The sequence below is a fragment of the Streptomyces herbicida genome (assembly GCF_032656585.1).
In the GTDB taxonomy this organism is placed as follows: Bacteria; Actinomycetota; Actinomycetes; order Streptomycetales; family Streptomycetaceae; genus Streptomyces; species Streptomyces herbicida.
In genome coordinates, this window is record NZ_JAUYWJ010000003.1 from 442,394 (window position 1) to 462,504 (window position 20,111).

The window sequence follows — 20,111 nt, forward strand, 5'->3', positions numbered from 1 at the left end:
GCGGCCCGCATGCCCATCAGGATCCTCCCGGCCGTCTCGGACCCGGACGCGGTCCGCTCGCTCACCACCCTGCTCAGCCAGCTGCCCGACGCCGAACCGATCGCCCCGGTGGTGGACTCCACCCAGCTGATCGACACCCTCGCCCGCCTCGCCGCCGAGTCCGTCGACGAACTGCCCGAGGTCGTCGTGGTGCACGAGCGCATCGGCCCGGTCCCCGCACTGGAGCTGATCCGCGAAGTCGCCCTGCGCTTCCCGGCCGTCGGCGTCATCCTCGTCACCACGGACGTCAGTTCCGGGCTCTTCTCCGCGGCCATGGACTCCGGCGCCCGCGGCCTGGTCGGCCTCCCGCTCAGCTACGAGGAGCTGGCCAGCCGCGTCCAGGCCGTCGCCCAGTGGTCCAACGGCGTACGACGCCATCTCGGACACGGCGCCGACGTGTTCTCCGGCGTCGGCGGTACGGTCGTCACGGTCAGCGGGGCCAAGGGCGGCGTCGGTGCCACCCTCACGGCCATCCAGCTGGCCCTGGCCGCCCAGGCGTCCGGCCGGGCCACCGCCCTGATCGACATGGACCTCCAGGCCGGCGACGTCGCCTCCTTCCTCGACGTCCAGTTCCGCCGCTCGGTCGTCGACCTCGCAGCCATCACCGACATCTCGCCGCGCGTCCTCGCCGACGCCGTCTTCCGCCACGACACGGGCCTCGCCCTGCTGCTCGCCCCCGGCGACGGCGAACGAGGCGAGGAGGTCACCGACCGCGCCGCCCGCCAGATCGTCAGCGCCGTGCGCTCCCGCTACGAGGTCGTCGTCGTCGACTGCGGCGCCCAGCTCAGCGGGGCCAGCGCGGCCGCCGTCGAGATGGCCGACACGGCGCTTTTGGTGACCACCCCGGACGTGGTCGCGGTACGGGCCGCCAAGCGCACCGTGCGCATGTGGGACCGGCTGCAGATCCGCAAGGCCGAGGAGACCACGGTCGTCGTCAACCGCCACACCCGCGGTACGGAGATCCAGCCGCCGCTGGTGCAGCGCATCACCGGCACCGCGCTGGCCGGCACGGCCGTTCCCGCCAACTTCAAGGAACTCCAGAGCGCCGTGGACGCCGGACGCATCCACGAGCTCGACAGCAGGAGCACGGTGAAACAGGCCCTGTGGAGGCTCGCCGGGGAGCTGGGACTCGCGCGCGTGCCCGAAGGCTCCCACCGGGGCGGCCGGATGCGCGGGGACCGGGGGTCGGTGAGTCTGCGGCGCCGGAAGGAGTGAGGGGATGAGACGGCCACGCGGGGACGAGGGGCAGGTCAGCATCGAGTTCCTCGGCATGACGCCGCTGATCGTGCTGACATTGGTGCTGGTGTGGCAGTGCGTGTTGGTGGGGTACACCTTCACGCTCGCCGGGAATGCTGCGGACGAGGCGGTGCGGGCGGGGACGGCGGCGCCGCGGGGCGAACGCGCCGGCGCCTGCCGGGCCGCGGGGATGAAGCACCTGTCGGCGGCATGGAAGGGGGATGCCACGGTGAACTGCGGCGGGGTCGGCTATGTGACCGCCGACGTGTACCTCAAGGTCCCTGTCCTCTTCCCGGGCGCGATCGGTTTCCCGGTCACGGTGCACGGCCACGCCGGTGCCGTGGAGGAGGTGAAGGACTGAGATGCCGTACCTCCCCAGGCGGCGCGACAGCGGGCAGGTCGCCATCGAGTACCTCGGCTTCGTCCCGGTCCTGCTGATCGTCGGCCTGGCCGGCATCCAGATCGGGGCCGTCGCCTACGCGGCCGAGCAGGCGGGAACGGCGGCCCATGCGGGGGCGCGTGCCGCCTCCTTGCGGCAGGGCGTCGCGCAGGCCTGTGCGGACGCGGTCAGCGGTGGCCTCGACGTGCAGTGCGCCTCTTCGGAGGGGGGCGACACCGTCACCGTCACCGCCACGGTCCGCATCCCCAGGATCGTCTGGGACTTCGGCTCCGCCAGCAGGACCGCCACGATGCCGCTCGACCACTGACCCAGGAACGAGGAGCACCCCACCCATGAGCCTGCGGGCACGCATCAACTCCCCCGAGGAGCACGGCAGCCGGGGCGAGGACGGCCATCTGGTCGCCTCCTACCGGGCCAAGCTCCTGGAGGAGATCGACCTCGCGGAGATGAGCTCGCTGGCCGCCGCCGAGCGCCGGGCCAGGCTGGAGCGGGTGCTCGGGCACATCATCAGCCGCGAGGGCCCGGTCCTGTCGACGGTGGAGCGCGCGCAGCTGATCCGGCGGGTGGTCGACGAGGCGCTGGGCCTCGGCATCCTGGAACCGCTGCTCGAGGACGCGTCCATCACGGAGATCATGGTGAACGGCCCCGACGCGATCTTCGTCGAGCGCGGCGGCCGGGTCGAGCAGCTGCCGCTGCGCTTTGCTTCCCAGGACCAGCTGATGCAGACGATCGAGCGCATCGTCTCCACGGTCAACCGCCGCGTGGACGAGTCGAACCCGATGGTCGACGCCCGCCTCCCTTCGGGCGAGCGCGTCAACGTCATCATCCCGCCGCTGTCGCTCACCGGACCCACCCTCACCATCCGGCGCTTCCCGCGCTCCTACACCCTCCCGGAGCTGATCGAGTTCGGCTCCCTGGACGAGCACATGCTGTTCCTGCTCGCGGGCCTGGTGCAGGCGAAGTTCAACATCATCGTGTCCGGAGCCACCGGCACCGGGAAGACGACCCTGCTCAACGCCCTCTCCGGACTCATCCCGGCACACGAACGCATCATCACGATCGAGGACTCGGCCGAACTCCAGCTCCAGCAGTCGCACGTCGTCCGCCTGGAGTCACGGCCCCCGAACGTGGAGGGCAAGGGCCAGGTCACCATCCGCGACCTGGTCCGCAACTCCCTGCGCATGCGCCCCGACCGCATCGTCGTCGGCGAGGTCCGCGGTGGCGAGTCCCTGGACATGCTGCAGGCGATGTCGACCGGTCACGACGGCTCCCTCGCCACCGTGCACGCCAACAGCGCCGAGGACGCGCTGACCCGGCTGCAGACCCTGGCGTCCATGTCCGACGTCGAGGTCCCCTTCGTGGCGCTGCACGACCAGATCAACAGCGCCGTCGACGTCATCGTCCAGCTCACCCGCTTCGCCGACGGCGCCCGCCGCATCACCGAGATCGCACTGCTCGACAGCCACGGCGGCGAGCCCTACCGGCTGGCGACGGTGGCCCACTTCAACGCACAGCCCATGACCCCCGACGGCCGTGTCCACGGCGTCTTCCAGTACTTCCCCCTTCCGCGCCGCACCGCCGACCGCCTCTACATGGCGAGCCAGCCCATACCCCAGGCCTTCGGCGTCGCCCGGCACGCGGACCAGCTCGCCACCCGAGAAGCCAGGTAGGCAGGCCCTCATGGATCTCCACGACCTCGTCACCCTCACCACCGGTGTCACTCTGCTGACCTGCGTCCTGGCCGTGGTCGGCGTCCACACCTACGCCTCGGGCCGGGCACAGCGCGCCGCGCTCATCGACCGCCTCTCCTACACCGGCCGCGCCCCGGAGACCGGCCGCAGGCGCCGCTTCCGCAACCTCGACCGCCGGCTGCGGCGCACCGGGCCCGGCCGGAAGCTGGAACTGCGGCTGGCGGCCACCGGCCTGGACGTCACCCCGGGCGAGTTCTTCGCCTACATGCTCGCGACGGTCGCCGCCCTCTGGCTCATCGGCCAGGCCGCCCTGGCCCCCTTCTTCGGCCCGCTCGCCGGTCTGCTCGGCATCGGGGCGGCGTTCCAGTTCCTCAACTGGCAGCGGCAGAAGCGCATCGAGCGCTTCATCAACCAGCTCCCCGAACTGGCCCGCATCCTGGCCAACGCCACCCAGGCGGGCCTCGCCCTGCGCACCGCGATCGGCATGGCGGCGGAGGAGCTGGAGGCACCGGCGGGCGAGGAACTTGCCAAGGTCGCCAACCAGTTGTCGATCGGCCACTCCATGGACGACGCGCTCGGCGAACTCGCGGACCGCCTCCCGTCCCGCGAACTGGTGGTCCTGGTCACCACCCTCGTCCTGTCCAACAAGGCGGGCGGCCAGGTGGTCTCCGCCCTCCGCAACCTCACCGAGACGCTGGAGGAGCGCAAGGAGACCCGGCGCGAGATCCGCACCCAGCTCTCCCAGGTGACCATGACCTCCTACGCCGTACCCGTCCTCGGCATCGGCGCCCTGTTCCTCATGGACGGCGTCAAGGACGGCGCCCTGGAGCGCATGACCGGCTCACCGGTCGGCCAGGCCTGCGTGATCATCGCGTTCGGGCTGTACGCGATCGGCTTCGTCCTCATCCGCCGTATGAGCCGGATCGACGTCTGAGGGGGCTGACGGCATGGGAATCGGACTCCTTCTCGCACTGGCCATGGGCCTCAGCGTCTGGGGCGTCTTCGCCGGGATCCGCATGTACCGCGCGGACACCAAACTGCCCGGGGACCTGGCGGTGGCCCTGGAGGTGGGTGCCACCCGCACCGGCGCGGTGGACTCCCTCATCGACCGCATGGGCATGCGCTACGCGCCCACGGTCCTGCGCCTGATGGGCCCCAAACAGGTGGCCAAGTACCGCCGCAGGATCGACCTCGCGGGCAACCCCGGCGGCCTGACCATCGACCGCTACGCGGCCCGCAGGGCGGTGTACGGCGCACTCGGCGGCGTCGGCTTCCTGGTGATGCTGATGCGCGGCAACTACCTCGTCGCCCTGATCCTGCTCGCCTTCGGAGCGTTCTGGACGGAGGTCGGCATCTGGTCGGCGATCCGCATCCGCAGGGACGTGATCGAGCGGACGCTGCCCGACTTCCTGGACGTGCTCGCGGTGGTCGTCAGCGCGGGTCTCGGCTTCCGCCAGGCGCTGGACCGCGTGGCATCCCGGTACGAGGGCCCCTGGGCGGACGAACTCCGCATCACGCTGCGCCAGATGGACCTGGGCATGAGCCGCCGCCAGGCCTTCGCCGAACTGCGCCGCCGCAACGACTCCGAGCAGGTCGCGATGTTCGTGACGGCGTTGCAGCAGGGCGAGGAACTGGGCGCGCCGATCGTCGACACCCTCGTCGCCCTGGCCAAGGACATGCGCCGCACGGACGCCCAGAACGCCCGCCGCAAGGCCGCCCGGGCGGTCCCCAGGGCCACGCTGATGATCACCACGTTCATGGTCCCGGCCACCATGCTCCTCCTCGGCGCGGGCCTGCTGCTGGGCTCCGGCGTGGACTTCGGCTCGATCACCGGAAAGTAGGCGGGGCGGGTGACCGGCACGGCGATGGCGAGGGTGAGGGCGAGGGAACGCACGCGGCTGCGGTGGCGCCGCGCACGGCCGCCTGCGACCGTGATCGACGCTTCGTCCGCCGTGCGGCAGGCGCCGCTGGAGGTGTCGCTGGGGGCGCCGCTGGGGGCGTCACCGGAGGCGCAGGCCACGGCCGACGGGGCGCGCGGTCCTCTCCCCGACCCCGAGAAGATCCAGATCCGCGCACTCCAGGCGATGTGCCGTCAGGTCTTCGGCTTCCGCCTGGCGATGATCGCCCTGGCCGCCCCCGCCGCCCTCGTCAACGCCGCGCCCGGCCTGGGCGTCCGCCTGGTGGGTGCGGCCGTGGTCGTCACCTTCATGGTCTCGTACGTCCTGTTCCGCGACTGGGAGCGCTTCGGCCCGCTCCTCCTGCGCCACCCCTCGCTCCTCGCGGCGGACACCCTCTTCGGCTCCCTGCTCCTCGTCTCGGCGGGCCCGGACACCACCCTCGCCTACGTCAGCGTCTGCACCCCCCTGCTCGCCGGACTGGTCTACAGCTGGCGGGGCGCGGCCTGCTTCGCCTCGCTCCAGTCGCTGATCCTGCTGCTGGTCCACGCGACGCTGAAGGAGGCCCACCGGGCGGACGTCGCCGAGTCCCTCCTCCTGCCCGGCCTCTGCGTCATCGCGGGCGCGGTGGGCTCGACCCTGCGCGGTCTGATGCTCCGCTTCGGCGCCGCGACCCAGGCCCTGACCACGGTCCAGGCCCGGCTGGCGGTGGCGGAGGCGGTGAGCGCGGAACGGGCCCGCCTGGCCCGGGAGATGCACGACTCGGTGGCGAAGACCCTGTACGGCGTGGCACTGGCCGCCGACGGCCTGGCGGGCTCCGCGGCCGCGGGTGCGCGTATGGACCCGGCCCTGATCAGACAGCAGGCGGAACTGGTGTCCCGCTCGGCCCGCAGGGCGGCGGCCGAGGCCCGTGAACTCCTCACCGACCTGCGCCGCGAACACGACCCCGCGCACGGCGTGGACGTCCTCGCGGAACTGGCCGCCCGCACCGAGGACTTCGCGGCCCGCACGGGCCTGCCGGCCGCGTACCGCCGGACGGGCGACCACCCGCTGCCTCCGGTCCCGCCCGCGGTGGCCCGCCAGCTCCTGGCCATCGCCTCGGAAGCACTGGAGAACGCGAGTCGTCACGCTTCGCCTACGCGGGTGGAGGTGGAAGCGGGAGTCCACGAGGACGTGTTGCGCATGAGCATCCACGACGACGGCCGGGGCCTCCCAACCGGCACCACCCTCGAACAGCTCCGCCGCTCCGGCCACTTCGGCCTGACCGGCATGACCGAACGAGCGGCGTCCGTGGGCGCCCGCGTCCGGATAGGCACGGGCAAGGACGCCCGGGGCACGGAGGTCCTTCTGGAACTCCCCCTGGCCGCGCTGACGTTCCCGCCCCCCACCCCCCGACAGTCCCAAGACGCATGAGAGGAGGCACCCGATGCCAGGCAACTCCTTCGAGCACCTCCCACCGGCCACCCCGGCCGCACCGCTTCGGCTCGTGGTCGCCGACGACAACCCCGTGGTCCGCGCGGGCCTCACGGCCCTCCTCTCCGGCCGGGAGGACATCACCGTGGTCGCGGAGGCGGCGAACGGCCGGGAGGCGTGCGAGGCGGCCCTGCAACACCGCCCCGACGTCATCCTCCTGGACGTCCGGATGCCCGACGTGGACGGCATCTCGGCGCTTCCGTACCTCGTGCGGCTGGCGCCGGTCATGATGCTCACGTACAGCCACGAGCCGGAGATCGTCCAGGAGGCCGTACGCCTGGGAGCCGGGGGCTATTTGGTCCACGGCGAGTTCGGCGTGGAGCAACTGGTCAGGGCGGTGCGGGACATCGGCGAGGGCAGGCCGCACTTCACTCCGACGGCTGCCGGGGCGTTACTGGAGCAGCTTGGAGTGCGTGCAACTGCACATGCGGTGCGTGAAGTTCCGGACTTTCCAAGGGCTATTTCTTCCCGAAACCTTTCGCAACTGCAACCCGATATGGGACAGTCATTGAGGTCGCGGTTCCGGCTGAGTTCCAGGGAGGCGGAGATCATGGACCTCATCGCGTCCGGCATGAACAACCAGCAGATCGCCGCGACCTGCTTCATCAGCGAGAAGACGGTCAAGAACCACATCAACCGAATCTTCGCCAAGCTCCACAGCACCAGCCGCTCGCAGGCGGCGGCGAAGTGGTTGGGGGTGGCGTGAAGTGGGGATTTCTGATTGGGCCCGGGATTGGGTCCTGGGACCCTCCGGGGGGCGGGGGGACAGGGCGTACGGTGCCCGCGTCGGAAGCGAATCCGGAGGGGAACACCATGAGCAACTGGTTCAACACCACCGTCGCATACCTGCAGGCCCGCGCCGCCCGCAGCGACAGGGGCCAGACCGCGGTGGAGTACCTCGGCATCATCGCGGTGGTTGTGGCGATTGTGTTGGCGATCACGGGTACGAGCATCGGGCAGACGATCTACAACGCCATCACCGACAAGATCAGCGAGGTCACCGGCGGCTGACGCGTTCGCGCATAAACTGCGACGCAGGGCAGGCCTTCCCCATCTACATCACGGTGGTGGCGGGTCTGCTCTTTCTCGCGTTCGCCTACCTCGCGGTCGGCCAGGCCGCCGCGAATCGGAACGGCGCCCAGACGGCTGCGGACGCCTCCGCCTTGGCGGCGGCCCAGAACACGCGTGACCAACTCGCCGACCAGTGGAAGCTGAACGTGCTCGACCCGACCAAGTGGCAGGACATCTTCGAAGGCGTTGTGAACGTCGATCCCTCCTGCTGGCGGGCCTATCGACTGGCCGCCCAGAACGACGCCACGGTTGAGGACTGCACTCCCACGGGGCCACTGGGCTACAGCGTCCACGTCAAGACCTCCAAGGCCGTCGGCGACTCCGTGGTCCCCGGCACGGAGAACGTGCACTCGACTGCAACCGCCAAGGCCGTGATTGAACCGCTGTGCACGTTCCAACTGCCCGGAGAGAACGCGGGGGGCGACGCGCTGCCACAGCTCACCTGCAAGCACCGGAACTGGGACCTGAACCCGGACGACCTCACAGACCTCCCAGGACCGGAAGACCTCTTCGATGTCCACCTGGCCGACTGACAAGCGAACGACGAGTCAAGAAGGAATCAGTCATGAGCATTCGGTTCACTGCGAAGGCCCGCGGGGGGCTGGTCGCGCTGACGGTGGCGACCGGTCTGGCCCTCGGCGTGGCCGGATGCGGCGGCGGTGGCGGCGATGACAAGAAGCCGGAGCGTTCGGCGTCGGCCTCGAAAGCGGGAAGCTCCCGGCCGAGTGCTCAGGAAGGGCAATCGGACAAACCCCTGGCCGAGCTGAACGGACCGAAGGGCCTGATGCTCGACATTACATCGGCGGTTCGGGACGCCGGTGGCTTTGTCACGGTAAGCGGCAATCTGAAGAACGACAGCGCCAAGGCGCTCAACATCCCGGCACAGTTGAGCGGCAATGAGACTGAGATCATCAGGAATGGCCCCTCATTCGGTGGTGCCACGCTCGTGGACACGAAGGGGAAGAAGCGCTACTACGTCCTTCGCGACACCGACGGCCGCCCTCTCACCACAACAGGGGTTTCCAGCATCAAGTCCGGTGAGACCGTGCCGGTGTTCATGCAGTTCCCGGCGCCGCCCGCCGATACAGGGCAGGTGTCCTTTCAGCTGCCTATGTTCTCTCCTGCCGACATCACGATCTCTGGGTGAGGCCCCGTGACCACAAAACGCAGCCTCGTCCTCACCACCCTCGTCCTCGCCGCCAACCTCTGCGGGACCGCAACGGCCCACGCCGACGACACCACCCCCAGCGTCCCCCCAGGCACCGAGGCCTCCGCCTCCGCCCCCGTGAAAATCGACCCCACCGACCCCGATCTGAAGCTCCCCGAGGGCGCCACCCTCGCCGAGCCCAAGGTGCTGGACATCAAGTCGGTCGTCGAGGACCAGAGCGGGGACGAGCGCCGCGAAGACACCAACGCGGACGTGAAATTCGCGCTCCAGGCAGAGGTGCTGTTCAGCAAGGACAGCGCCAGGCTGAGCGGGGAGTCCAAGGCCCGCATCGACGCGATCGCCGAGGAGATCAAGAAGCAGAACGCGACCCAGGTCAGGGTGTTCGGCTTCACGGACAACCTCGGTTCCTCCGCCCACGGCGACGTACTGTCCCGGCAGCGCGCCAACGCCGTCCAAGCGGTCCTGGACGCCGACCTGAACGACTCGAACATCACCTTCGAGGTACGGGGTTACGGCGAGCAGTACCCCATCGCGGACAACTCCACGGAGGCCGGCCGGAAGAAGAACCGACGAGTGGAGGTCTCCTTCCCGCGCTCGGCGAGCTGACCCACTGGACCTACTTGACCCACTCGGCCTCCACGGCCACCCGCACTCCGACCCGCAACCCCCACCCGGCCATGACCCCCGCCTCCGCCTCCAGCACATGCCGCGACCGCAGGCGGGGCAGGCCGAGCCGGCCCGGCGGCATCGTGCGTACGGCGATCACCGTGAGGTGGCGGTCGAGATGGGCGACGTCGATGGGGATGCGCATCCGGAAGGTGTGCACGCCGTTGGCGGGGGACAGCAGCATCGCCCCGTCGACGGAGTCCCGGCCCAGCAATCCCTTCGTACGGGCGCGATACGACGTGGCGATCTCCAGCGGTACCGACACCTCCGCCGTGCCCTCGCCGTGCACGACCAGCCTTCCGTGCCCGTCCCGCCAGCGCGCCATGCCCGGACCACCCTCCGTCAACCCAACCGCACTGTAAACAAGTTGTCCCACCCGCAACGGCAGGTTAGGAAGGCTCCATGACCGGACTCGGCGCCGTTTTCCGCCCTCAACTGCCCCCCGAGAGGCTCAGGGCGGTGGCCCGGGTCGCGGACGAGGCGGGGCTCGAAGAGCTGTGGCTGTGGGAGGACTGCTTCCGGGAGGGCGGGCTCTCAACCGCGGCCGCCGCCCTCGCCTGGACCGAGCGGGTGCGGGTAGGCGTCGGTCTGCTGCCCGTGCCGCTGCGCAACGTCGCCGTCGCCGCGATGGAGGCCGCCGCGCTGCACCGGATGTTCCCGGGGCGCGCGATCCTCGGCGTCGGGCACGGCGTGCAGGACTGGATGGGGCAGGTCGGCGCGCGGGCCGCGTCCCCGCTGACCCTGCTCAGGGAGCATCTCGACGCGCTACGGGCCCTGTTGCGGGGCGAGCGGCTCACCGTGGACGGGCGGTACGTCAAGCTGGAGGACGTCGGGCTCGACTGGCCGCCGGAGGGCCCCGTCGCGGTGTTCGCCGGTGCCACCGGGCCACGCACGCTGCGCCTCGCCGGGGAGGCGGCCGACGGCACGATCCTCACCGCCGCCACCTCGCCGGACGGCGTACGGCGGGCGCGGCGGCTCATCGACGAGGGGCGCGGGTCCGCCGGCCGTACCGGCCGGCACGAGGTCGTCGTGCACCTCCTCACCGCCACCGGCGTCGGCGCCGCCGACCGCCTCCGTGCCGAACTGGTCGCCGAGGGGGTGGAGTCGGTCCCGGAACTGGGGGTCGCCGGAGACGCGGGAACCGTGGCCGAGGCCGTGCGGCGGCTCGCGGAGGCGGGAGCCGACACGGTGATCCTCCAGCCGACGGGAGACGAGCCGGACCCCGAGGGATTCGTACGGTTCACGGCCGGGGAGGTCCGGCCCCTCGTGCCGTGACGGAGCCGTGGAGGGGCCGTTGTCAGTGCCCCCTGCCAGACTCGGTCGGCATGAAGGAGACGGAGAAGACCGAGAAGACCGAGGCGGCCGAGAAGCCCCAGGTGCTCCTGCGTGAGGTGACGGAGGACGACCTCGAGGTGTTCCTCGCCCACGAGCACGATCCGGAGGCCGTCCGGCGGTCGAGATTCACGCCCCGGCCGCGGGCCGCCTTCCTGAAGCACTGGAGGGAGAGGGTCCTCGGCGATCCCACCGGCCTCGTGCGGACGGTTACCGTGGACGGGGAGGTCGCGGGGAACATCGTCGCCTGGTGGGAGGGCGAGGACCGCTACGTCGGCTACTGGCTCGGCCGCCCGTACTGGGCTCGCGGCATCGGCACCGAGGCCCTGGCCGCCTTCCTCCGGGAGGAGCGCACCCGGCCGCTGTACGCCGACCCGTTCTCCGGCAACACCGCCTCCGTCCGCCTCCTGGAGAAACACGGCTTCGAACACACCGGCACGATCCGGCACGGAGACGACGAACACCACCTGCTCGTGCTGCGGACGGCGGAGCAGACAAAGGGGACTGCTTCGGCGAACTCCTCATGAACCGCCGGGCAGACCTGGTCAGGCCGTACCCGTGACCCGTGGACGGTCTCCGGTGGTCCCGTCGATCAGCTCCCGCAGGATGTCCATGTGGCCCGCGTGCCGCGCCGTCTCCTCGATCATGTGGACGAGGACCCAGCGCAGGGACACCGAGTGGTCCCGCCATGCGGGCCGGCCGAGGTCGTCCAGGGACAGTTCGGCGACGACACGGTCGGCGGCGGCGCGGGCACGGCCGTAGAAGTCGGTGATCCGATCCGTCGTCTCGCCGGGGCCCACGGTCATGTCCTCGTCGGCGTACGGGTCGAACCACAGCGGTTCGACCTCGCCGCCGAACGTCTCCACGAACCAGCCGTACTCCACCGACGCCAGATGCTTCACCAGGCCGAGCAGATTGGTCCCGGACGGGGTCATCGGCCGACGCAGCTGTTCGTCGTCGAGTCCGTCGAGCTTCCACAGGACGGCGTCCCGGTGCCGTTGGAGACTCGCGTGCAGGGTGTCCTTCTCGCCGCCCGAGTAGGGCATGCCCGGAGTGTCTTTCTCAGGTGTCGTCATGCCGCGGGAAGCTAGCAGCGGGCGCTGACAACGCCCCGCGGACGGAGCGGTTGCAGAAATGGCCGGGAAACACCGTTCGAGACTTAGAGCAAATGGGGTGATCTGCGCATAAGTGAACGTGTTGATCTTGCTGCTCCCCGGAATGTCCACGGGGTTTCCACATTGTTATCGCGAGCAGGTCGCATCTACCTGACTCCTCACGTAAGTTCAGACCAAGGTAATTCGCGTGAGCAAAGCTGCGCGGGCGGCACCGCGCAGTGGAGGGGGCTGCGCGGTGCCGAAATGCACCCGCGGACACGTCAAGCGGTCGTTCGCGACCGGGGTAGCCCTTCGGGGGGACCGTGGACGACATGCCGAACAGCCCCTCAAGAGGCCTCAAGCCCTTTTGATCTCTGTGTACGTGCCCCGTTCGCCTGAGAATCCGCCGTGAATCGGCCAAGCGCGACCCCCGAACAACGGCTTCCATGCCCACCTGGGCGTCGCTGTGCGACTCCGGAGAGTAGTTGTGGCACGCCGATGCACGCATTAGCCCTTACAAAGGGTTATGGTGGAGACCCCCCCTCGGGCCGGTCCGTCTCCCCCCCACGGACCGGCCCGTTTTTCGTTCGGCTGCCGTGCGCCGCTCCAGGGACGGCAACTGTCCCGCCCGCCCGGGAAACCGCCCCCGTCCACAACCCTCGCCTACGGCCAAAGCCCCGCAGGGGTAGGCTTCGCCGGCAAGGGGACCGCACCAATGGAGGGGCTGACAATCACGTGAACCTGCGCGACAAACTGCGCGGCCTTCTGGTCAGGCTCTACGCACGCCGGGTGGAAGGCCACCTGGACCACGCTCAGGTGCCCAAGCACATCGGCGTCATCATGGACGGCAACCGCCGCTGGGCGAAGGCTGCGGGCTCCACCACGGTCCACGGTCACCGGGCCGGTGCCGAGAAGATCGAGGAGTTCCTCGGCTGGTGCAGCGAGACGGATGTCGAGGTCGTCACCCTGTGGCTGCTGTCCACGGACAACTTCGACCGCGCCAAGGAAGAACTCGTCCCGCTGCTGGGCATCATCGAAGACGTCGTCCGCACCCTCGCCGCCGATGGCCGCTGGCGTGTGCACCACGTGGGTACCCCGGACCTGCTGCCCTCGCAGATGCAGACCGCGCTGAAGGAGGCCGAGGAGGCCACCGCCAACGTCGACGGGATACTGGTCAACGTCGCCATCGGCTACGGCGGCCGCCAGGAGATCGCCGACGCCGTGCGCTCGATGATCACGGACGCCGCCGACAAGGGCACCTCCATGGAGGAGCTCGCCGAGTCCGTCGACGTCGACATGATCGGCCGCCACCTCTACACCGGCGACCAGCCGGACCCCGACCTGGTGATCCGTACCAGCGGTGAGCAGAGACTGTCCGGATTCATGCTGTGGCAGACGGCCCACTCCGAGTACTACTTCTGCGAGGTCTTCTGGCCGGCCTTCCGCAAGGTCGACTTCCTGCGCGCCCTGCGTGACTACGCGGCACGCCACCGCCGCTACGGCGGCTGACGTACACCACCCGGACGGTACACGTCCGGAGAGTCGCCCCCTGTACACCTGTTGGGGCGGAAGTTACGAGGAGTTCACCGGTGCGCTGTCCTATGCATTTGCATGGCAGTGCATGTTCGAGGGCATAAGCCAAGCAGGTCGACACCCGAACCACGGGTGTCGGATCTCAGCGGGCGGCGCGGAGCCGTCCGCCCGGGAGGCCCTTTGCACCAGCCCGACCGTGCGGTCTCAGCACGGAAGCAGCCACGGAGGGCCGGTTCTCGGCCCGCCGTGCGCGGGGGCCGTCGACCGGTCCAGCTCCATCTCGTCGCTCCCCGACCTCATCCGAGGGGGTACGTCCTTCCGTGGTGACCAGCACAAAGCGCCACAAGTCAGACCGGCGCACGTATGTTCTCGACACCAGCGTCCTGCTGGCCGACCCCAACGCCCTGACCCGTTTCGACGAGCACGAGGTCGTGCTCCCCATCGTCGTGGTCACGGAGCTGGAGGCCAAGCGGCACCATCCCGAACTCGGCTACTTCGCCCGGCAGGCCCTGCGCCTGCTCGACGACTACCGGGTGCGGTACGGCCGACTGGATGCCCCCATCCCGATCGGGGACCTCGGCGGAACGGTCCGTGTCGAGCTCAACCACTCGGACCCCAGCGTGCTGCCCACCGGCTACCGCCTGGGGGACAACGACTCCCGCATCCTCGCGGTGGCCCGCAATCTGCAGGCCGAGGGGTACGACGTCACCGTGGTGTCGAAGGACCTGCCGCTCAGGATCAAGGCGTCGTCCGTGGGGCTCCTCGCGGAGGAGTACCGCGCCGAACTCGCCATCACGGACTCCTCCGGCTGGACCGGAATGTCCGAACTGACCCTGTCCGGCGAGCAGGTGGACATCCTCTTCGAGGAAGGACACGTATATGTATCGGAGGCATCCGGTCTCCCGGTGCACACGGGTCTGACCATCCAGTCCGAGCGCGGTAAGGCGCTGGGCCGGGTGACGTCGGAGGGCAACGTCCGGCTGGTGCGCGGTGACCGGGAGGCGTTCGGTATCAAGGGCCGCAGCGCCGAGCAGCGGATCGCCCTCGATCTGCTCCTCGATCCGGACGTCGGCATCGTGTCGATGGGCGGCCGGGCCGGCACCGGAAAGTCGGCGCTGGCGCTGTGCGCGGGTCTGGAGGCGGTCCTGGAGCGCCGTCAGCACCAGAAGGTGATGGTCTTCCGTCCGCTGTACGCGGTCGGCGGGCAGGAGCTCGGCTATCTGCCGGGCTCCGAGGCCGAGAAGATGAGCCCCTGGGCGCAGGCGGTCTTCGACACCCTTTCGGCGGTCACCAGCCGCGAGGTCATCGAGGAGGTCACCGCACGCGGGATGCTGGAGGTCCTGCCGCTGACCCACATCCGTGGCCGCTCGCTGCACGACGCGTTTGTGATCGTGGACGAGGCGCAGTCGCTCGAACGGAATGTCCTTCTGACCGTTCTGTCCCGAATCGGCGCGAATTCACGAGTGGTTCTGACCCATGACGTGGCGCAGCGGGACAATCTGCGGGTCGGCCGATATGACGGTGTGGTCGCCGTCGTGGAGAAACTGAAGGGGCATCCGCTCTTCGCCCACGTCACTCTGACACGGTCCGAGAGGTCCCAGATCGCCGCACTTGTGACCGAAATGCTGGAGGACGGTCACATCTGACCCGACTGTCCAACTTGGACGGTTTACTCGGCAGTTGGCGCCGCCCGGCAAAGGCCCTGAGCCTAGCCGGGCGGCGCCGTCGTATGTGGCGGTTTCTTAAAATCCCCTGGGTCAAACGGGATGTGAGCTTTCACACGCACCTCGGAATTGCCACCCGGCGTTGTGTTACGGCAGAGTCTCACTCCTGTCAGGCCCCGCATACGACACATCTGTACCCCCAGCGGTACGGCACCACAGAAGCACCACAGCTAACTCCACAGCGACGTCGTATGCCGCCCGAGCACCACGCGGCGCTCCCGTGCAGGGAGTTCCCACCGGGCCCGCGCCTCCCGTGACCCCGCAGTTGGGAGGCCAGCGCCAGGGGCACGATTGCGTCCGCCAGGGTCACCGAAGCGGGCGATGCTGGAAGGAAACCGTGTGAGCCGGATTTCGGTCCGGGGATTCGCAGTGGCCTCCGCCACCGCGGTCACCGCAGTCGGAAGCGTCGTCGGAGTTGCCTCGGGCAGCGTCGCGCAGAACAGCAACGACGCCGAGCCGACGGCTGCCGACGCCACGCTCCTCGCGGACATACCCGCGGGTCAGCAGGCCCAGGTGCAGACCGCGTCCCTGACGCAGCAGGCCGACGCCCAGGCCATCCAGGCGGACGCGAGCGCCAAGAAGGACGCCGAGGAGGCGGCCCGCAAGGCAGCCGCCGAGACCGCCGTCGCCAAGAAGGTCGCCGCCGAGAAGGCCGAGAAGGAAGCCAAGGCCCGCGCGGAGGCGAAGAAGGCGGCCACCCGGTCGACCCGCGACTCCTCCAGCTTCCCCGTGCAGAGCTCGTACACCGTCGCGCAGATCCAGGCGATGGCGCGCCAGATGGTGGCGAGCGGCCAGTTCCAGTGCTTCAGCAACATCGTGGACCACGAGTCCAGCTGGAACTACCGTGCCGTCAACGCGTCCTCCGGTGCGTACGGCCTCTTCCAGGCACTGCCCGGCTCCAAGATGTCGTCCGTCGGCGCCGACTGGCAGACCAACCCGGCCACCCAGATCAAGTGGGGCCTCAACTACATGAACAGCCGGTACGGCAGCCCCTGTGAGGCGTGGTCGTTCTGGCAGGCGAACCACTGGTACTGAGCCGGTCGGTTCCCTCTCAACCTTGCGCAGCCCCTCCCCGTCCTAGGGGGAGGGGCTTTTGCCCTGTACGGTCGGACGCGAACGACTCCAGGGGGGAGTGGTGGCGAGCACCCGGGGACGCGGGGGAAAAGGACGGATCATGTCGCGAGTACCAGGGTGGCTCGGCCGACTCGGTGCCGGACTGACCGAAATGGGCGAGCGGTTGGACGAGCGGCGGGCCGAGGTGGAGAAGGAGAGCGCCGAGCCCGACCCGGTCGTCGCCGACACCGTGGTCGAACCGGCGCAGTCCGCCCCTCACCCGCCGGTGCCGGCCGGTCCCCGTCCCGACCCGGCCCAGGCCGTGCCGTGGGGCGTCAGGGTGGCCGCCGAGGCGGGCTGGCGGCTGCTCGTGCTCGCGGGCACGGTGTGGGTGCTGATGCGGGTCATCAGCGCCGTACAACTGGTCGTCTTCGCCTTCGTCATCGCGCTGCTGATCACCGCGCTGCTGCAGCCGACGGTGGCCCGGCTGCGGCGCCACGGGGTGCCGCGGGGTCCGGCCACCGCGCTCACCGCGATCCTCGGCTTCGTCGTGATGGGCCTGATCGGGTGGTTCGTGACCTGGCAGGTCATGGAGAACATCGACACCCTCTCCAACCAGATCCAGAACGGCATCGACGATCTGCGCAACTGGCTGCTGAAGAGCCCCTTCCACGTCACGGACAAGCAGATCAACCAGATCGCCAAGAACCTCCGTGAGGCGATCGGCGCCAACGCCGACCAGATAACGTCCGCGGGTCTGGAGGGCGTACAGGTCATCGTCGAGGCCCTGACCGGCATCCTGCTGGTGTTCTTCTCGACGCTGTTCCTGCTCTACGACGGCGAGCGGATCTGGGAGTGGACGCTGAAGCTGGTGCCCGCGGCGGCCCGCCCGGGCGTGGCCGGCGCCGGACCGCGCGCCTGGCGCACGCTGACCGCCTACGTCCGCGGCACGGTGCTGGTGGCCCTGATAGACGCCATCTTCATCGGCCTCGGCATCTACTTCCTGGACGTGCCCATGGCCGTCCCGCTGGCCGTGTTCATCTTCCTGTTCTCGTTCATCCCGCTGGTGGGCGCGGTGGCGTCCGGCGCGCTGGCGGTCGTCGTCGCGCTGGTGACGCAGGGCGTCTTCACGGCGGTCATGACCCTGCTGGTGGTCCTGGCGGTCCAGCAGATCGAGGGCCATGTCCTGCAGCCGTTCATCCTGGGCCGCGCGGTGCGGGTGCATCCGCTGGCGGTGGTGCTGTCGGTCGCGGCCGGCGGCATGGTCGCGGGCATCGGCGGCGCGGTGGTGGCCGTACCGCTGGTGGCGGTGACGAACACGGTGGTGGGCTATCTGCGGGCCTACGCACAGGAACAGGCACTTCTCGGCGCGGGTCAAGAGGATCCGGCGCGTCCGGAGGTCCAGGACGAGGCCGTCCGGGCCGGGGCGGGGTCTGCGGTCGCGGCCCCCAGGGACGCGCAGGAAAACACCGGGGGCCTCGCCCACCAGGAGTGAGCGAGGCCCCGGCGCGGCACGGCCGAATTACTCGGAGAGCACCGCTTCCGCCTCCAGAGTCACCCCGACCGCCTGGACGACCGAGGCGATCTTGAAGGACTCCTGGATGACCTCACGGTCGACGCCCGCCTTGCGCAGCACCTGCTCGTGCGAGTCGAGGCACAGGCCGCAGCCGTTGATCGCGGAGACCGCGAACGACCACAGCTCGAAGTCGACCTTGTCGACACCGGGATTGCCGATGACGTTCATCCGCAGACCCGCGCGCAGGCTGCCGTACTCGTGGTCGGACAGCAGGTGGCGGGTGCGGTAGAAGACGTTGTTCATCGCCATGACGGCGGCCGCTGCCTTCGCCGCGGTGTACGCCTCCGGCGACAGGTTCGCCTTTGCCTCGGGCTCCAGCTCGCGCAGGACGATGGGGGAGCGGGAGGCGATGGCGGTCGCCAGCACCGTGCCCCACAGCTGCTGTGCCGGCAGGTCCGAGTTGCCGATGACCGAGCCCAGGTTGAGCTTCAGGTCCTTGGCGTAGTCCGGTATGCGGGACTTGAGCGAGTCGAGGGACAACTCACTCACCGGCCAGCAGCGCGACCGGGTCCAGCGTCTCGTCGCCCTTGCTCCAGTTGCACGGGCAGAGCTCGTCCGTCTGGAGAGCGTCCAGGACCCGCAGGACCTCCTTGGGGTTACGGCCGACGGAACCGGCGGTCACCATGGAGAACTGGATCTCGTTGTTCTGGTCGACGATGAAGACGGCGCGCTTGGCGAAGCCGTCCTCGCCCTCGATGCCGAGGTCGCGCATGAGCTCGTGCTTCGAGTCCGCCATCATCGGGAACGGCAGGTCGCGCAGGTCGTCGTGGTCCTTGCGCCAGGCGTGGTGCACGAACTCGGAGTCACCGGAGAAGCCGAGCACCTGGGCGTCACGGTCGGCGAACTCGTCGTTCAGCTTGCCGAAGGCGGCGATCTCGGTCGGGCACACGAAGGTGAAGTCCTTGGGCCAGGCGAAGACGATCTTCCACTTGCCCTCGTAGGTCTTGTGGTTGATCGTCTCGAACTCCTGGCCCTTCTCCAGCGAGACGCAGGCGGTCAGTTCGAACTCGGGGAACTTGTCACCGACAGTGAGCACACGCTCTCCTTGCAGCGAGGAAACCCCCGGATCGCGGGTGTTTCCCATGGGTTGGACGTTGTCGATGTTGACACAGGGGTGATTGATACGGGAAATAGCTACACTCGGTCGTGTTGATCGGAGGTATCTATCAGTGACCGTGAGTAGCGGGAGGCGGCGCCAGCCCAGCCTGTCCCAGCTGCGGGCCTTTGCCGCCGTGGCCGAGCATCTGCACTTCCGGGACGCGGCCGCCGCCATCGGGATGAGCCAGCCCGCCCTGTCGGGCGCCGTCTCGGCCCTGGAGGAGACCCTCGGGGTCACCCTGCTCGAGCGTACGACCCGGAAGGTGCTGCTCTCGCCCGCCGGCGAGCGTCTCGCGGTACGGGCGAAGGCGGTGCTGGAGGAGGTCGGAGCGCTGCTGGAGGAGGCCGAGGCGGTCCGTGCGCCCTTCACGGGGGCGCTGCGGCTCGGGGTCATTCCGACCGTCGCCCCCTATCTGCTGCCGACCGTCCTGCGGCTCGTGCACGACCGGTACCCGGATCTCGATCTCCAGGTGCACGAGGAGCAGACCGCCAGCCTGCTCGACGGGCTGGCCGGCGGGCGCCTCGACCTGCTGCTGCTCGCCGTGCCCCTCGGCATGCCCGGCGTCGTCGAACTTCCGCTCTTCGACGAGGACTTCGTGCTCGTCACGCCGCTGGACCACTGGCTCGGCGGCCGTGAGGGGATCCCGCGCGAGGCCCTCAAGGAGCTCAATCTGCTGCTCCTGGACGAGGGGCACTGCCTGCGTGACCAGGCCCTCGACATCTGCCGCGAGGCGGGGCGGGAGGACGCTCCGGTCACCACCACCGCCGCGGGCCTGTCGACCCTCGTCCAGCTCGTCGCCGGCGGGCTCGGCTGCACCCTGCTCCCCCGTACCGCCCTCAAGGTCGAGACCACCCGCAGCAATCAGCTCCTGACCGGATACTTCGCCGAACCCGCCCCGAGCCGCCGTATCGCCCTCGTCATGCGCACCGGATCGGCCCGCGGCGCCGAGTACAAGGAGCTGACGGCAGCACTGCGCGAGGCCCTGCGGCCGCTGCCCGTACGGGTGCTCGACAACATCAACTGAGTTCGCTTCGCATTCGATCAAATGAGTGTCGAACAAG

Annotated in this window: 23 protein-coding genes; 19 read left to right on the forward strand and 4 right to left on the reverse strand. The window is 69.6% G+C overall.

The features are described from left to right. Positions 1-9: 9 nt before the first annotated feature. The 12 genes from Q8A52_RS09065 to Q8A52_RS09120 all read left to right on the forward strand — a co-directional run bounded on the left by Q8A52_RS09065 (position 10) and on the right by Q8A52_RS09120 (position 9,579). The gene (locus Q8A52_RS09065) at positions 10-1,254 is read left to right on the forward strand and encodes an AAA family ATPase (protein ID WP_316747935.1); all 1,245 of its coding nucleotides are present in this window, start codon (positions 10-12) and stop codon (positions 1,252-1,254) included. 4 nt (positions 1,255-1,258) lie between these two features. Continuing rightward, entirely contained in the window at positions 1,259-1,636 is a 378-nt protein-coding gene (locus Q8A52_RS09070; RefSeq protein ID WP_316747937.1) for a TadE/TadG family type IV pilus assembly protein, read from the forward strand. A gap of 1 nt (position 1,637) precedes the next feature. Continuing rightward, a complete protein-coding gene (locus Q8A52_RS09075) occupies positions 1,638-1,982 on the forward strand; it encodes a TadE/TadG family type IV pilus assembly protein (RefSeq protein ID WP_316747939.1) in 345 nt (114 codons plus the stop codon). A gap of 25 nt (positions 1,983-2,007) precedes the next feature. Continuing rightward, a complete protein-coding gene (locus Q8A52_RS09080; protein WP_316747942.1) occupies positions 2,008-3,345 on the forward strand; it encodes a CpaF family protein in 1,338 nt (445 codons plus the stop codon). Between the two features lie 10 nt (positions 3,346-3,355). Continuing rightward, on the forward strand, positions 3,356-4,300 hold the full coding sequence (locus Q8A52_RS09085; protein WP_316747944.1) for a type II secretion system F family protein: 945 nt from the start codon (positions 3,356-3,358) through the stop codon (positions 4,298-4,300). A gap of 19 nt (positions 4,301-4,319) precedes the next feature. Beyond that, positions 4,320-5,207, forward strand: coding sequence for a DUF5936 domain-containing protein (locus Q8A52_RS09090; RefSeq protein WP_316748734.1), 888 nt, complete (start codon positions 4,320-4,322; stop codon positions 5,205-5,207). Between the two features lie 24 nt (positions 5,208-5,231). Further along, complete coding sequence (locus tag Q8A52_RS09095) at positions 5,232-6,674, forward strand: sensor histidine kinase (protein WP_408649166.1); 1,443 nt, start codon at positions 5,232-5,234, stop codon at positions 6,672-6,674. Positions 6,675-6,687: 13 nt separating this feature from the next. Then, entirely contained in the window at positions 6,688-7,440 is a 753-nt protein-coding gene (locus Q8A52_RS09100) for a response regulator transcription factor (protein WP_316747946.1), read from the forward strand. Between the two features lie 107 nt (positions 7,441-7,547). Next, positions 7,548-7,745 carry a Flp family type IVb pilin gene (locus tag Q8A52_RS09105; RefSeq protein ID WP_316747948.1) on the forward strand — a complete coding sequence of 66 codons (198 nt, stop codon included), beginning with the start codon at positions 7,548-7,550 and terminating at the stop codon, positions 7,743-7,745. After that, entirely contained in the window at positions 7,742-8,338 is a 597-nt protein-coding gene (locus Q8A52_RS09110; protein ID WP_316748739.1) for a pilus assembly protein TadG-related protein, read from the forward strand. Before Q8A52_RS09105 ends, Q8A52_RS09110 begins: the two co-directional genes overlap by 4 nt. A gap of 32 nt (positions 8,339-8,370) precedes the next feature. Next, the gene (locus tag Q8A52_RS09115) at positions 8,371-8,952 is read left to right on the forward strand and encodes a hypothetical protein (protein WP_316747950.1); all 582 of its coding nucleotides are present in this window, start codon (positions 8,371-8,373) and stop codon (positions 8,950-8,952) included. A gap of 6 nt (positions 8,953-8,958) precedes the next feature. Then, positions 8,959-9,579 carry an OmpA family protein gene (locus Q8A52_RS09120; RefSeq protein ID WP_316747953.1) on the forward strand — a complete coding sequence of 207 codons (621 nt, stop codon included), beginning with the start codon at positions 8,959-8,961 and terminating at the stop codon, positions 9,577-9,579. Positions 9,580-9,589: 10 nt separating this feature from the next. Here the strand turns inward: Q8A52_RS09120 and Q8A52_RS09125 are convergent, their stop codons facing one another. Next, a complete protein-coding gene (locus Q8A52_RS09125; protein ID WP_316747954.1) occupies positions 9,590-9,964 on the reverse strand; it encodes a DUF192 domain-containing protein in 375 nt (124 codons plus the stop codon). Positions 9,965-10,041: 77 nt separating this feature from the next. Here Q8A52_RS09125 and Q8A52_RS09130 point away from each other — a divergent pair, with 77 nt between their 5' ends. Further along, on the forward strand, positions 10,042-10,914 hold the full coding sequence (locus Q8A52_RS09130) for an LLM class flavin-dependent oxidoreductase (RefSeq protein WP_316747956.1): 873 nt from the start codon (positions 10,042-10,044) through the stop codon (positions 10,912-10,914). Between the two features lie 50 nt (positions 10,915-10,964). After that, on the forward strand, positions 10,965-11,498 hold the full coding sequence (locus tag Q8A52_RS09135) for a GNAT family N-acetyltransferase (RefSeq protein ID WP_316747958.1): 534 nt from the start codon (positions 10,965-10,967) through the stop codon (positions 11,496-11,498). A gap of 18 nt (positions 11,499-11,516) precedes the next feature. Here Q8A52_RS09135 and Q8A52_RS09140 read toward each other — a convergent pair whose 3' ends face one another. After that, positions 11,517-12,047, reverse strand: a complete 531-nt coding sequence (locus Q8A52_RS09140; protein ID WP_316747960.1) for a DinB family protein — start codon at positions 12,045-12,047, stop codon at positions 11,517-11,519. A 753-nt stretch (positions 12,048-12,800) separates the two neighbouring features. On the opposite strand from Q8A52_RS09140, the gene Q8A52_RS09145 reads away from it, so the two are divergent. The 4 genes from Q8A52_RS09145 to Q8A52_RS09160 all read left to right on the forward strand — a co-directional run bounded on the left by Q8A52_RS09145 (position 12,801) and on the right by Q8A52_RS09160 (position 17,870). Continuing rightward, on the forward strand, positions 12,801-13,574 hold the full coding sequence (locus Q8A52_RS09145; protein WP_316747962.1) for an isoprenyl transferase: 774 nt from the start codon (positions 12,801-12,803) through the stop codon (positions 13,572-13,574). Positions 13,575-13,918: 344 nt separating this feature from the next. Then, a complete protein-coding gene (locus Q8A52_RS09150; protein ID WP_316747964.1) occupies positions 13,919-15,244 on the forward strand; it encodes a PhoH family protein in 1,326 nt (441 codons plus the stop codon). A gap of 417 nt (positions 15,245-15,661) precedes the next feature. Further along, a complete protein-coding gene (locus Q8A52_RS09155; protein WP_316747966.1) occupies positions 15,662-16,357 on the forward strand; it encodes an aggregation-promoting factor C-terminal-like domain-containing protein in 696 nt (231 codons plus the stop codon). Positions 16,358-16,496: 139 nt separating this feature from the next. Then, positions 16,497-17,870 (forward strand): AI-2E family transporter, encoded by a 1,374-nt coding sequence (locus Q8A52_RS09160; RefSeq protein WP_316747969.1) that lies wholly within the window; start codon positions 16,497-16,499, stop codon positions 17,868-17,870. Between the two features lie 27 nt (positions 17,871-17,897). On the opposite strand, the gene Q8A52_RS09165 is transcribed toward Q8A52_RS09160, so the two are convergent. Then, a complete protein-coding gene (locus Q8A52_RS09165; protein ID WP_316748741.1) occupies positions 17,898-18,431 on the reverse strand; it encodes an alkyl hydroperoxide reductase in 534 nt (177 codons plus the stop codon). A 1-nt stretch (position 18,432) separates the two neighbouring features. Beyond that, entirely contained in the window at positions 18,433-18,987 is a 555-nt protein-coding gene (locus tag Q8A52_RS09170; RefSeq protein ID WP_316747970.1) for a peroxiredoxin, read from the reverse strand. 133 nt (positions 18,988-19,120) lie between these two features. Between Q8A52_RS09170 and Q8A52_RS09175 the strand changes: the two genes are divergently transcribed. Continuing rightward, positions 19,121-20,074 carry a LysR substrate-binding domain-containing protein gene (locus Q8A52_RS09175; RefSeq protein ID WP_316747971.1) on the forward strand — a complete coding sequence of 318 codons (954 nt, stop codon included), beginning with the start codon at positions 19,121-19,123 and terminating at the stop codon, positions 20,072-20,074. Positions 20,075-20,111: the final 37 nt, after the last annotated feature.